The organism is Vreelandella maris (genome assembly GCF_013371085.1).
Taxonomy (GTDB): Bacteria; Pseudomonadota; Gammaproteobacteria; order Pseudomonadales; family Halomonadaceae; genus Vreelandella; species Vreelandella maris.
Map to the genome: position 1 here is coordinate 1 of NZ_JABWCV010000003.1, position 12977 is coordinate 12977.

Consider the following 12977-nt stretch of genomic DNA (forward strand, 5'->3'; position numbering starts at 1 on the left):
GTACACCTGGCTGCCCTTGAGTGCCTATCTCTCGTTTGAACGTCTACATGAAGAGGTACACCGCTTACTCGGTGGTTACGGAACTGATCACGCGATTAATTTTGAATAGGCACTTAGAGAATTATTACGAATTGGTGATGGCGTTTGTTGAGATAGGCACTTTTTTAATCTGGGTGGTTTTTGCCCAGCTATTTTTTCTAACGTTTAAGCGCCAGCGGCGAGCTCGTTTTATCATTCATACGGAAGGCTACGATTGTAGCAGTATGAAGCTTGCATTTACGAATATGGCGGCTGATCCCGTTTATATAAGAAATGTGTTTTTTAGTATTGAGTGCGGTGAGAATAAAAAAGTTTACAATCTTGATGATTTACATGGAGAAGGGCTTTTTAAAAAAGAAGTTGACGGTATCGATAAGTGGGAATATCAAGGCACTATTCTTCCTGGAAGCTGTGTCAAGCTAGAGGTGGGCGGTATATTTTACCCTTGTCTTTCAAAGGAGAAAGAAAAAACTGAACAAGACGTCATTCAAATTGAACCGGGTGACGTCGTTAATGTTTTCGTTGTCTTTTTTCATGGAGCCGATAAGAGGTTGTTAGGCGCTTCCAGGCATTTTAAGTTTTTTAAATCGTCAGTAGGCGTTTTTTTTAACCCGTTAAGTTGGAATACAACCTCTTGGTCTACTGTTCATGAGCGGAAAAAACTAATGCGAACCTTAAAGCAGGAGAGAGAAGATTACCCAGGGTTTAGCTAACGTAGAAGGTTTAACTAGCGCAGATAAGCGCATATAAAGGAAGCTTCAATTTTTTTCACATAACACACGTTATGAAAAGCGTTATTAACCCTTGCATGCTGATTTTGTTTGTCTACGCTATCCCCAGTAACATCATTCGATCTGAAACCTAATCATACAAGGAGTGGATTAGATGACAGTCAAAAGCACACCGCTAAATGCGGTAAACGCCCATAAGCAATATAGCGAAATGGCCGATACACCTAATGTTCAGCGTACAAAGGTTCAAAGCAAACAGGTTCAAAGCGAACAGGTACAGGATGCCTACCCGTCGCGCTTAACCAATACGCCTGAGAGAACCTGGCTGCCGCGACAAGATGCGGTCGTGAAAGGTCGCCAGCTTTCCGGCCCCTTAAGCCAAGCGCAGCTTGATGAGTTTGAGCGCAAAGGGTTTCTGTTTATTCCCAACCTCATTGAAGGCGCGGAGCTGGATGAGCTGCGTCAAGAAATGACGGCGCTGATGAGTAACGATGAGTACCGCAATAAAGATTTCAGCGTGACAGAGCCAGAAAGCCAGGAAATCCGCTCACTCTTTGCGGTGCATTTCCTCTCTGAACGCTTGGGTGAACTGGCCAGCGACGAGCGAGTAGCGGGCGCTGCGCGTCAAATTATTGGCGACGACCCCTACGTGCATCAGTCGCGGATCAACTATAAGCCAGGGTTTGCCGGTAAGGGGTTTAACTGGCACTCCGATTTTGAAACTTGGCACGCGGAAGATGGCATGCCGGCGATGCACGCGGTGAGTGCTTCGTTGATCTTGACCGACAACCACGAGTTCAATGGGCCGTTAATGTTGATTCCCGGTTCACACAACAAGTTTGTGCCGTGCCTGGGGGAAACGCCGGAGGATAACCACAAAAGCTCGCTGAAAGCGCAGGAAGTGGGCGTCCCAAGCCCTGAAGCGCTAACCGAGCTAGTGGCTGAACACGGCATTGAAGCGCCGAAGGGTAAAGCGGGCGGCTTGCTGCTGTTCGATTGCAATACGCTACATGCGTCGAATGCCAATCTTTCGCCTGACCCACGTAGCAACGTGTTCTTTGTTTTTAATCGTCGCGATAATCGTTGCGATGCGCCCTATGCGGCAGCTAAGCAGCGCCCTGACTTCTTGGCTCACAGCCTTGACCAACAGGCGCAGCAGTATCGCTAACGAGTGGTGGGGGAACAAATTGATGGCTGAAGGTTGTGGAACCTTCGTCTAGGTGGGGTAAACTGTTGCGCCTGTCGTTGCGAATGCGGCACGCATAATGAGAAGGAGAATACCCGCCATGCGTTTTGTTCTACAGTTCACCGATGGCCAGGAGTTTCCCCACGCGTTGGGCAAAGTTGTCTGCATCGGCCGCAATTATGCCGACCATGCGAAAGAGTTGGATAATCCAGTTCCTACAGAGCCGTTGCTATTTATTAAACCGGCTACCAGCGTCGTGGATCTAAGCAAGCCCTTAGATCCGCCGTTTTCACGGGGTGATGTTCATTATGAAGCAGAGCTTGCTCTGTTAGTGGGCGAAACCTTAACCCATGCCACGATGGATGAAGCCGAGCGGGCGATTGTCGGTATCGGCTTGGCGATGGATTTAACCCTACGTGATGTGCAGACGACGCTTAAAGAGAAGGGCCATCCTTGGGAAATCGCCAAAGCCTTTGATGGCGCCTGCCCGCTTTCGTCGTTTTTGCCTTTAAGTCGGGTACCCAATTGGAATGCGCTGGCTTTCACGCTTGAAATTGACGGTGAAGAGCGCCAGCACGGCGAGGGGGCTGATATGATTTTTGCTATCCCGTCCCTGGTGGCCGAAATGAGCCGCCACTTTACCCTCGAACCGGGTGATGTCATTTTGACCGGTACGCCCTCAGGCGTTGGAAAACTCGTACGCGGCTCGTCACTGCGCTTAACCTTGACCGGTGGTTTGGAAATTGAAACCAGCGTAGTCGAGTAGTTAAAAGAGTGGCGAGCCCATTGAGGTATATGTTGAGTACGCCATCACCAAGGTTATTGTAAATTGTGACGATCAAAGAAAACGCCACCCCGCAAATTCAGGGTGGCGTTTCTTATTTTAGCCGACAAAAACGTTCGCAGCCAATGTCCGCTACAGGGCCAAGTGGCTCAAGCCGCATTACTCAAGATACGTGTAGCCTTCTAGCCCTTCGCTTAAGCTTGCCGCAAATCGGGCTTGTTCATCGGCCGTAAAGCCGCTGGCGGCTAACTGGTCGGTGAGCTTTTGCTTAAGGACGTTGGCATTGAAGTTGACGTAGGCGAGCACTTGCGCCACTGAGTCACCCGCCAGCGGGTTGGAGAGCGTCCACTCGCCGTCGGCATTAAGCGCGGCATCGACAGAGTCGGTATCGCCAAACAGGTTGTGCAGATCGCCAAGAATTTCCTGATAGGCGCCTACCAGAAAGAACCCTAACCAACGCTCGTCATCAGATGCCCACTCGGGCAGTGGCAGGGTGCTCTCTACGCCCTGGCCATCGACATAGCTGTCGATGCGGCCATCGGAGTCGCAGGTAATATCCTGAATCACTGCTCGGCGCGTTGGCGCTTGATCCAGTCCGCTGAGGGGCAGCACCGGAAATATCTGCTCAATGCCCCACACGTCAGGCACCGACTGGAACAGCGAGAAGTTGACGAACAGCTTGTCGGCCAGCTTCTCCGCTAGCTCATCCATAATTTCACGGTGGGCGCGGTTGCGGGTGTCAAGCTGGGTACGCAGCCGTGCGCAGGCAGCCATGTAGACGCGTTCGCCTTCCGCGCGGGCGGTAATGTCACTCAGGCCCATCACAAAACGATCCTGCAGTTCGCTTACTGCCTGAAGCAGGTCGTGCCAGGCTTCCACTAGCATGCGTGGCTCTTGGTGCGTTGCCAACTGCTCAAATACCCGCCAGAGAAGCTCTACTTGGGCATCTTCCTGGCTCTCTTCTTGGCCCTCTCCTAGGGAATAGCGATCAGGCGGCGTGTCATCAATACGCTCTTCGCCAATCACGTTGGTGATCAGCACCGCGTGGTGGGCGGTTAGCGCACGGCCGGATTCACTGATGAGATGGGGCTGGGGCAGGTCGGCCTCTTGGCATAGCTGGGCAAAGGCATTAACGACGTTGCGCGCGTATTCGCGCATCGAGTAGTTGGCCGAGCAGAAGCTGCGCGAGCGGGTGCCTTCGTAGTCAATTCCTAAGCCGCCGCCTACGTCCACGGTATCGATGGGCGCGCCCAGCTGCATCAGGTTTTGATAGAAGCGGGCACACTCGCGCAGACCACGCTGAATATCGCGAATATTGGCGATCTGGGAGCCCAAGTGGAAGTGCACCAACTGCAAACTTTCCAGCGCGTCCTCACGACGAAGGGTGTCTACCACCTCGAGAATTTGGCTGGCGGTCAGCCCGAACTTGGATTTTTCACCGCCGGTATTCTGCCATTTACCTTTGCCCACCGAGGCAAGGCGGGCGCGCAGGCCAATACGCGGGGTAACGTCGAGCTCGCGGGCCTCTTCCAGGATCATCTGCAGCTCGGAGAGCTTCTCGACCACCAAATAGACCTTATGGCCGAGCTTCTCCCCCAGCAGCGCCAGGCGCACGTACTCGCGGTCTTTGTAGCCATTACAAACAATCAGCGAGGAGCCGCCATCGGAAAGCGCCAGCACCGCCAGTAGTTCCGGTTTGCTGCCCGCTTCCAGCCCCACGCGGCCACTCCCGCGCTCGGCGGTGGCCAGAATCTCTTCCACTACGCGGCGCTGCTGGTTCACTTTGATGGGGTAAACGGCGGTGTAACCACCTTGATAGTCGCAATCACTCATGGCGGCATCAAAGGCGCCGCACAGCTGTTCGACCCGGTCATGGAGAATATCGCTAAAGCGAACCAGCACCGGGAGGCGTAGCCCAGCGCTTTGTAGTTGACGCACCAGCCCACTCAGCGGCAGCGCCGGGCCTTCTGCATCGCTACCCAGCGGGCGGACCAGGGCTTGGCCGTGGTCATCGACATCAAAGTAGCCGCTGCCCCACTGATCGATATTCCAGGTGCGCCGAGCGCGCAGCGCAGGGCTAGTTGTGGCCGTCACACTCATGCAGTTACCTCAGGCAGCGGCAGCGCACCGTGGGCGATGCGCGCCGTTAAAATAGTACGGAAACGCTCCGGGTCGTGGGGCGTTAAATCATGCGCTGGCGGGTCAACGTAAACCACCAGCAGGCGCGATAACCAATAGCGCAGCGCTGTCATGCGCAGCATCGTGGGCCATAGCTCGCGCTCATCTCTCGTTAATGGTCGGCGTGCCAGATAGGCGCTCAATAGCGTGCCGTAGCGCTCTGCGTTAAGCGTGCCGTCGTCGTTGGAAGCCCAGTCGTTGATCACAATCGCCAAGTCGAACAGCAGGTCGCCGGTGCAACCGTTATAAAAGTCGATAATACCGCCCAACTGATCACCCTCAAAGAGGGTATTGTCGCGGAAAAGGTCTCCGTGCAGAGCGCCTTGCGGCAGTTCATCGTGCTGTATAAAGGCGCCCTCAAAATCGTCGACTTGATCCTTCATCAAGGTTTGATCTGCCGGGCTTAGATAGCTCAGCACCTTGTGGTGCATTACATGCAGCCAGTTGAGATCCCGCGGGTTCGGGCGGTGGCCGGGAAAGCGTTTTGAGACCACGTGCAGGCGGCCCAGGGTATCGCCCAGGGCGTGGCACTGCGCCAGGTTGGGCGCTTCCGGATGACGGCCGGGCAGGCGCGGAAACAACAGCGCCGGTTTACCTTCCAGGCTGTGCAGGGCAACGCCTTCGCGGTCATGAATCGTGCCGGGCACCGGCAGACGGTGCTCGTCTAAATAGTCCAGCAGTTCCACAAAGAACGGCAGCTCTGCATGCTCGCCCTGTTCGAACAGGGTCAAAACCAGCTCGCGACGGTCAGTGGTCACAAAAAATGTCGAATTTTCTGTGCCGCCCGCCACTCCCTGCAGGGAAACGAAGCTGCCAACATCAAATTTTTCTAAGAACGCGGCGACCTGTGCGTCGCTAAGCGGGGTGAATACAGCCATGAATGTCTCGCCCAGGTTGCTAAGCCCATTATTGTAGCGGCTTGGTAGCCCAGTTGGCAGCGTTGTTGTCACTGTAAATGTGGCAGTGCCAGTTTGGCCCTGCAGTCAGCCCGCGCAACGCGTATTATGTGAACAACTATTTTCAGTACTCTTTTCGACACACTCTTCAGCACTTTTTCAACAATGGAACTTGGTTATGGCTCGCGCTCCGATCGTTCTCGTCGATGGCTCCTCTTACCTTTATCGTGCGTTTCACGCGCTGCCGCCGCTTACGACCTCTAATGGTCAGCCTACCGGCGCGGTGAAGGGCGTGTTGAACATGCTCAAACGGCTGATCAAGGATTACCCGCAAAGCCCGATGGCGGTGGTATTCGATGCCCCGGGCAAAACCTTCCGCGATGACATGTACAGCGACTACAAAGCGCATCGCCCGCCGATGCCGGATGACCTGCGTAGTCAGATAGCACCGCTGCACGCCTGTGTTAAGGCGCTGGGCCTGCCGCTGCTATGCGTTGAAGGCGTCGAGGCAGACGATGTGATTGGCACCCTGGCGCATCACGCGACCCAGGCAGGGCGCGATGCGGTGATCTCTACTGGCGATAAGGACATGGCGCAACTGGTCAATGCCCACATCACGCTGGTCAACACCATGAAGAATGAAACGCTTGACGAAGCGGGTGTGGAGGAAAAATTCGGCCTGCCGCCTGCGCTGATAATCGATTTTCTCGCCTTGACGGGCGACAAGGTCGATAATATACCCGGCGTACCCGGCGTGGGTGAAAAGACCGCCATTGGACTGCTGCAAGGGATGGGCGGCGGGCTGGATACTATTTATAGCGATTTAGAGCGGGTAAAAACGCTCACCTTCCGCGGGGCGAAAACCTTGCCCAAGAAGCTTGAAGAGCATCGCGATCAGGCGTTTCTCTCCTATCGGCTGGCGACCATCAAGATAGACTGCGATCTGCCGGTGGGCCTGGATGACCTGGATATCGCTCATCCAGACCGCGAAGCGCTAGTGACGCTGTATAAAGAGATGGAGTTCCGTCAGTGGTTGGGTGAACTGCTGGAAGGCAAAGACGAAGGCGTCGATGACGTTAAAGGCGGCGAGCCTGCGCCCGCCAGCGCTGACGTGGCAGAGAGCGATGCCGAGGGTTCGAGCGCCGTTGCTAAAGGGGCTGCTCGCGAAGATCACGTCATTCTCGAACAAGCGGAATTTGAGCGCTGGCTAGAACGGCTACATGGTGCCGAGCGCTTCTGCTTCGACCTTGAAACCACCAGCCTCAACTACATGGATGCGGAAATTGTCGGCATCGGCGTGTCGCTGGAAGCGGGGAAGGCTGCTTATATTCCGGTTGGCCACGATTACCTGGATGCCCCCCAGCAGCTTGACCGTAAAGCAGTGCTAGCCGCGCTAAAACCACTGTTGGAAGACCCAACCAAAACCAAGATTGGTCAAAACCTCAAGTACGATATTTCGGTGCTGGCGAACTATGAGATCGCTGTCGTCGGCCCGTTTGCCGACACCATGCTGGCATCCTATGTGCTCAACTCCACCGCCACGCGCCATGATATGGATTCGCTGGCGCTGAAGTATCTGGGCGAAAAGACCATCTCCTTTGAAGACATCGCCGGCAAAGGCGCCAAGCAACTGACGTTTAATCAGATTGCCCTGGAACAAGCCGTGCCTTATGCCTGCGAAGATGTCGATATCACCCTACGACTGCAACAAACCCTGCGCCCTCAGGTCGAAAACGAAGGGCGCTTGGCGGAAGTGCTGGATCATATCGAGCTGCCGTTGATCAAGGTGCTCTCGCGCATTGAGCGTAACGGCGTGGCCGTGGACGCCGAGCGCCTTCACGAACAGAGCCAGCAGCTGGAACAGCGTATTCGCGAACTGGAGCGCGAGGCCTTTGAGCTCGCCGGGCGTGAATTCAACCTGGGCTCGCCCAAGCAGCTGGGGGAGATTCTGTTTGAAGAGCAGAAGATTCCGGTACTCAAGAAAACGCCTAAAGGCGCGCCCTCCACCGCTGAAGGGGTGCTGGAAGAGTTGGCGCTGGATTACCCGCTGCCCAAGGTCATCATGCAGCACCGTGGCCTTGCCAAGCTTAAATCCACCTACACCGATAAACTGCCGCGGCTGCTCAATAAAGCCACAGGCCGGGTGCACACCAGCTACCACCAGGCGGTTACCGCCACCGGGCGGCTGTCGTCATCAGACCCGAACTTGCAGAACATCCCTATTCGTACCGAAGAGGGGCGCAAAATTCGTCAGGCGTTTATCGCCCGCCCCGGCTACCGCATTGTCGCCGCCGACTACTCGCAGATCGAGCTGCGCATTATGGCGCATCTTTCCGAAGATAAAGGCCTGCTGGAGGCGTTTGCCGAAGGGCGCGATATCCACACCGCTACCGCGGCGGAAGTCTTCGGTACCTCCCTTGAAAAAGTCTCCGGCGACCAGCGACGCAGCGCCAAGGCGATCAACTTTGGCTTGATTTACGGCATGAGCGCCTGGGGACTGGCGCGCCAACTGCGTATCGAACGTAATCAGGCCCAGACCTACATAGATCGCTACTTTGATCGCTACCCTGGTGTGGCCCGCTACATGGAGCGCATCCGCTCTCAGGCAGCTGAAGATGGCTTTGTTGAAACCGTGCTAGGTCGGCGGCTTTACCTGCCGGAGATTCAGTCGCAGAACCGCAACCGTCGCCAAGGCGCCGAGCGTACCGCCATTAACGCGCCGATGCAGGGCACGGCTGCCGATATCATCAAGCAAGCGATGATCAACGTGGATGCGTGGCTGGAAGAGGGCGAGTTCGACGCACTGATGGTGATGCAGGTGCACGATGAACTGGTGTTTGAAGTGGCGGAGAAGCAGGTCGAGGCGTTTATCAAGCAGGTGCAAACACGCATGCAGGGCGCAGCTGCGCTAAAAGTGCCACTGATTGTCGAAGCGGAGAGCGGTGCCAACTGGGATGAAGCCCACTAACGCCCCAGTGTAACTATTGCCATAAACGAAAACCCCGCAGCCAGTGGCTACGGGGTTGGGCTAATCGGGCTGGTTAGGCTTAACGCCAGCCGACGCGATCAAAGATGCGGATAGCTTCAGGGTTATTGGTACCCAGTACGCTGATGTTAACGTCGTCCGTTTTGAAGTTGCCCCAGGATTCCAGCACCGGGTCTTTCTTCACGCCTTCCACCACCGGAAACTCATTGTTGCCGGAAGCAAAGATCTCCTGAGCGGTGTCTGAGGCTAGGTACTCAAGGAAGCGGACCGCGTTTTCACGGTTAGGCGCGCCTTCCACAACCCCGGCGCCGCCTACGTTCACGTGGGTGCCGCGGTCATCCTGGTTGGGGAAGATGATCCCCACTTTGCGGGCGGCTTCGCGCTCGGCATCGTCGTCCGATTTCAGCAGGCGCACATAGTAATAGTGGTTCGCGACCGCGATATCGCACTCGCCGCTGGCCACACCCAGAATTTGGTCGGTATCACCACCTTCCGGGTCGCGCGCCATATTATTCACCACGCCCTGGGCCCACTCTTCAGCACCCTCTGCGCCGTGGTGCTCAATCATGGCCGCCAGCAGTGACTGGTTGTAAATGTTATTGGACGAGCGGATGCACACCTTGCCTTCAAACTGCGGGTCGGCAAGATCTTCGTAGCTGGTAATCTGGCTAGGGTCGAAGTTTTCGCGGTTGTAATAAATCGCCCGGGCGCGCTGGCTAAAGCCAAACCACAGGCCGTCAGGGTGGCGCATGGCTTCGGGCAGGCGCTCATTAAGCACATCGGACTCGACGCTCTGGAAGATGCCTTCGTCTTCCGCGCGCCACAGACGGCCTGCATCGACGGTAAGCATCACATCTGCGGGGCTTGCCACGCCTTCGCGCTGAATGCGCTCGATCAACTGGTCGGAGTCGCCTTCCAGGATGTTGACTTCGATGCCGGTCTCTTCGGTGAACGCATCGTAGAGACGTTCGTCAGAGTCATAGTGGCGCGCGGAGTAGAGGTTGAGTTCATCTGCAGCGACCTGACCAGCAAACGTAGCGCCTACCATCATCGCTGCCATTGGAGCAACAAAGCGTACAGTTTTCATCAAGCACATCCTTATTTGTTGAATGATAATAAGTTGCATTATTAACATCGTTATTGAAGCGTTTTGGCTGTCTGACGTCAAGGGTTAGCGTCTACGTAAAAGGTGTTACGTGCATAACCAGTGAATAAAAAATAGAATGCAAACAACTTTCAAACGTATTGAATCCGCGTTTAGGTTTTGACAGGCGCGGTTTGCGTACCTGAACCGTGTTAATTAACAGTGGTGATATATGACAGCAACCCTCAAGGTCGCCCCGGTGGTGCCCAGTACAACGGCGTTGTCCCTTCACAATGTGTGCCATGCCTATGACGGCCATGCGGTTGTCAAAGGGGTGGATTTAAGCGTTGCACCGGGTGAAGTGGTTTGCCTGCTGGGCCCCTCCGGGTGCGGCAAGACCACGCTGCTGCGCATTGCAGCGGGGCTGGAAGTACTGCAAGAGGGCAGCGTAGCGCTGGAAGATATTACGATTGCTGCGCCGGACCAGCGCCACATGCCGCCGGAAAAGCGCAATGTAGGGCTAGCGTTTCAAGACTCGGCGCTGTTCCCCCATCTCACCGTGCTGGAAAACGTCACCTTTGGGCTTAAGCACTTGGCCTCCGGTCAGCGCCGCGAGCGGGCCAAGCAACTGCTCGAACAACTGGGCATGGCTGGGTATGTCGATGTCTACCCCCACATGCTCTCGGGCGGCCAGCAGCAGCGGGTGGCTCTGGCGCGTGCGCTGGCGCCGTCACCGCGTCTAATGCTGTTGGATGAACCCTTCTCAAGCCTGGACGCGCGCCTGCGCGACCGTATCCGCGACGATACGCTGCACGTATTGAAAAAGGTCGGTGCGGCGACGCTGCTGGTGACCCATGACCCTGAAGAAGCCATGTTCATGGCAGACCGCATCGCGCTGATGCGCGATGGGCGAATCGTGCAGACAGGAACGCCGCGAGAGCTTTACTGCGCGCCGCAAGACCCCTTTGTGGTGACCTTTTTCGGCGATGTGAATGAGCTGCAGGGTAAGGTGCACAACGGCATGGTGAGCACGCCGGTAGGGCGGGTGCCTGCGGTGGGACTAGCTGAAGGCAGTGATGCTCAGGTAATGATTCGCCCCGAGGCACTGCGTATTGTGGAGCGCGACCTGCCGGCGGATGCTCATCGCCATAGCCATGTGGTCATGGCGAAGCTGCTGGGGCGCACTAGCCTATTGCACCTGTGTGCCCATGGCGAGAATGGCCTTGAAGCCCACCTGCACGCCCGTGTACCTGGGGTATTTCTACCCGCGGAGGGGCAGCCGGTGGATATTCACCTCGACCTTTCCCAGGTGTTTGTTTTTCCGCTCTCTACCTAGGGTTTCGTCAGGAGTTAGCGCCGGGGCGCGAACGTCGCATGGCCATGCTAAGCAGAATCACCGGCAGGATGCCGACAACCACAATCGCCAGTGACGATGTAGATGCCTCGGCCAGCCGCTCGTCAGAGGCCAAATTGTGTGCCCGCACCGCCAGCGTGTCGAAGTTGAAGGGGCGCAGAATGATCGTGGCTGGCAGCTCCTTCATCACGTCGACAAAGACCAGAATCCCTGCCGCCAGCAGGCTGCTACGCATCATCGGCGTATGAATATGGCGCAGCGTGCCACCTGCCGTCTGGCCTAGGGTGCGTGAGGCGGCATCCATGCTCGGCGTTACCTTGCCCAAGCTGGCTTCAACCGCATTGAACGAGACAGCCAAAAAGCGCACCACATAGGCGTACAGCAGAATAAACGCCGAACCACTGAACACCAGGCCGATAATGTAGCCGTAGTGATTATTCAGCCAGGTATTCAGCGCGTTATCCAGCCAGGTAAACGGAATCAGAATACCCACTGCAACGACCGAGCCGGGTATGGCGTAGCCCATGGAGGCGACCCTGGAAGCCACCCGTGCAAACGTCGTATCGTGCATGCGCACGCCATAGCTCAGCACAACTGCCAAGCCCACGGCGATTAGCGCAGCGACGGTTGCCAATCCCAGGCTGTTCCAGGCGTAGCCGATAAAGCGCGAGCCCCACAGCGAATCGCCCCCCTGCAGCGCTAAATTAAGCAAAATACCGCTGGGCAGTAAGAAGCCCACCAGCACCGGTAGCAGGCACGCAAGCGTCGCCGCCACGGCGCGCCAGCCGTGCAGCGCATACTCAGGCAGTTGCTGATAGCGGTTGGTGGTATGGAAATAGCGGCGCTTGCCCCGCGACCAGCGCTCCAGCAGCACTAAAACAATCACGAAAGTTAGTAGACACGCTGCCAGTTGCGCCGCCGCGATTTGTTCGCCCATGCCGAACCAGGTGCGGTAAATGCCGGTAGTAAAGGTATCGACGCCAAAGAACTGCACGGCGCCAAACTCGTTCAGTGTCTCCATCAATACCAGTGACACTCCGCCCACCAGCGCCGGACGAGCCAGCGGTACGGCGACGCTGGCAAACAGCCGCCAAGGGCCGCGGCCAAGCGTGCGGCCCACATCCAGTACACATACCGACTGCTCCAGGAATGAGGCGCGAGCCAGCAGGTAGACGTAGGGGTAAAGCACCAGGGTAATGACCGTTGCCGCGCCGCCCAGCGAGCGCACATTGGGAAAGTAATAGTCGCCATACTCCCAGCCAAACGTCTCGCGTAGCAGACTCTGGAGCGGGCCAGCGAATTGGAGGAAGTCGGTATAGGCATAAGCGATGACATAGGTAGGCACTGCCAGGGGCAGCAGCAGCCCCCACTCGAACAACCGTTTGCCGGGAAAGCGACACATCACCACCAGCCAGGCGGTGCCGGTGCCGATAACCAACGTGCCGAGGCCCACGATCACCACCAGCCAGAACGTATTGTTCAGGTAGCGACCCAGCACCGTGCTAGCCAGGTGCTGCCATACGCCATCGGTAGGCATCGCGATATGGGCAAACACCACCAGCACTGGCAAGGCAACCACGAACGCCACCGCGATCAAGGCTATCGACCAGGGGCTGGCACGACGGCGAAGCGAAGAGGTGGCGGCGGATAGCCCGCGATAGCTGGATCTGAACAAGCGAACACTCCTTGCATTGGTGGAAAACAAAAGTGGAAAGCAATAGTGGAAAGCCGGAAAGTAG

At 56.4% G+C, this 12977-nt stretch carries 9 protein-coding genes and 1 pseudogene; 6 read left to right on the forward strand and 4 right to left on the reverse strand.

Features of this window, described 5'->3' with window-relative positions:
- The 4 genes and pseudogenes from HUO07_RS02680 to HUO07_RS02695 form a co-directional block, all read left to right on the forward strand.
- Positions 1-109 (forward strand): annotated as a pseudogene (locus HUO07_RS02680) (IS630-like element ISHsp2 family transposase); the annotation flags it as partial.
- Between the two features lie 28 nt (positions 110-137).
- The gene (locus tag HUO07_RS02685; RefSeq protein WP_176302284.1) at positions 138-752 is read left to right on the forward strand and encodes a hypothetical protein; all 615 of its coding nucleotides are present in this window, start codon (positions 138-140) and stop codon (positions 750-752) included.
- A 172-nt stretch (positions 753-924) separates the two neighbouring features.
- Entirely contained in the window at positions 925-1938 is a 1014-nt protein-coding gene (gene thpD, locus HUO07_RS02690) for an ectoine hydroxylase (RefSeq protein ID WP_176302285.1), read from the forward strand.
- A 118-nt stretch (positions 1939-2056) separates the two neighbouring features.
- Positions 2057-2722, forward strand: a complete 666-nt coding sequence (locus tag HUO07_RS02695; protein WP_101147605.1) for a fumarylacetoacetate hydrolase family protein — start codon at positions 2057-2059, stop codon at positions 2720-2722.
- 177 nt (positions 2723-2899) lie between these two features.
- On the opposite strand, the gene speA is transcribed toward HUO07_RS02695, so the two are convergent.
- Positions 2900-4840, reverse strand: coding sequence for a biosynthetic arginine decarboxylase (gene speA, locus HUO07_RS02700; protein WP_176302286.1), 1941 nt, complete (start codon positions 4838-4840; stop codon positions 2900-2902).
- A complete protein-coding gene (locus HUO07_RS02705; protein ID WP_176302287.1) occupies positions 4837-5796 on the reverse strand; it encodes a homoserine kinase in 960 nt (319 codons plus the stop codon). The genes speA and HUO07_RS02705 overlap by 4 nt, the downstream gene beginning before the upstream one ends.
- 196 nt (positions 5797-5992) lie before the next feature.
- Between HUO07_RS02705 and polA the strand changes: the two genes are divergently transcribed.
- The gene (gene polA, locus HUO07_RS02710; RefSeq protein WP_176302288.1) at positions 5993-8782 is read left to right on the forward strand and encodes a DNA polymerase I; all 2790 of its coding nucleotides are present in this window, start codon (positions 5993-5995) and stop codon (positions 8780-8782) included.
- A 79-nt stretch (positions 8783-8861) separates the two neighbouring features.
- Here the strand turns inward: polA and HUO07_RS02715 are convergent, their stop codons facing one another.
- On the reverse strand, positions 8862-9887 hold the full coding sequence (locus HUO07_RS02715; protein WP_101147601.1) for a Fe(3+) ABC transporter substrate-binding protein: 1026 nt from the start codon (positions 9885-9887) through the stop codon (positions 8862-8864).
- Between the two features lie 229 nt (positions 9888-10116).
- Here HUO07_RS02715 and HUO07_RS02720 point away from each other — a divergent pair, with 229 nt between their 5' ends.
- Positions 10117-11220 carry an ABC transporter ATP-binding protein gene (locus HUO07_RS02720; protein WP_176302289.1) on the forward strand — a complete coding sequence of 368 codons (1104 nt, stop codon included), beginning with the start codon at positions 10117-10119 and terminating at the stop codon, positions 11218-11220.
- A 7-nt stretch (positions 11221-11227) separates the two neighbouring features.
- Here HUO07_RS02720 and HUO07_RS02725 read toward each other — a convergent pair whose 3' ends face one another.
- Positions 11228-12913, reverse strand: a complete 1686-nt coding sequence (locus HUO07_RS02725) for an ABC transporter permease (protein ID WP_176302290.1) — start codon at positions 12911-12913, stop codon at positions 11228-11230.
- Between the last annotated feature and the right edge of the window lie 64 nt (positions 12914-12977).

Bases quoted from the DNA above. Each gene is read 5' to 3' on its own strand.
- HUO07_RS02685 (WP_176302284.1), top strand. From the start codon at position 138: ATGGCGTTTGTTGAGATAGGCACTTTTTTAATCTGGGTGGTTTTTGCC.
- thpD (WP_176302285.1), top strand. From the start codon at position 925: ATGACAGTCAAAAGCACACCGCTAAATGCGGTAAACGCCCATAAGCAA.
- HUO07_RS02695 (WP_101147605.1), top strand. From the start codon at position 2,057: ATGCGTTTTGTTCTACAGTTCACCGATGGCCAGGAGTTTCCCCACGCG.
- speA (WP_176302286.1), bottom strand. From the start codon at position 4,840: ATGAGTGTGACGGCCACAACTAGCCCTGCGCTGCGCGCTCGGCGCACC.
- HUO07_RS02705 (WP_176302287.1), bottom strand. From the start codon at position 5,796: ATGGCTGTATTCACCCCGCTTAGCGACGCACAGGTCGCCGCGTTCTTA.
- polA (WP_176302288.1), top strand. From the start codon at position 5,993: ATGGCTCGCGCTCCGATCGTTCTCGTCGATGGCTCCTCTTACCTTTAT.
- HUO07_RS02715 (WP_101147601.1), bottom strand. From the start codon at position 9,887: ATGAAAACTGTACGCTTTGTTGCTCCAATGGCAGCGATGATGGTAGGC.
- HUO07_RS02720 (WP_176302289.1), top strand. From the start codon at position 10,117: ATGACAGCAACCCTCAAGGTCGCCCCGGTGGTGCCCAGTACAACGGCG.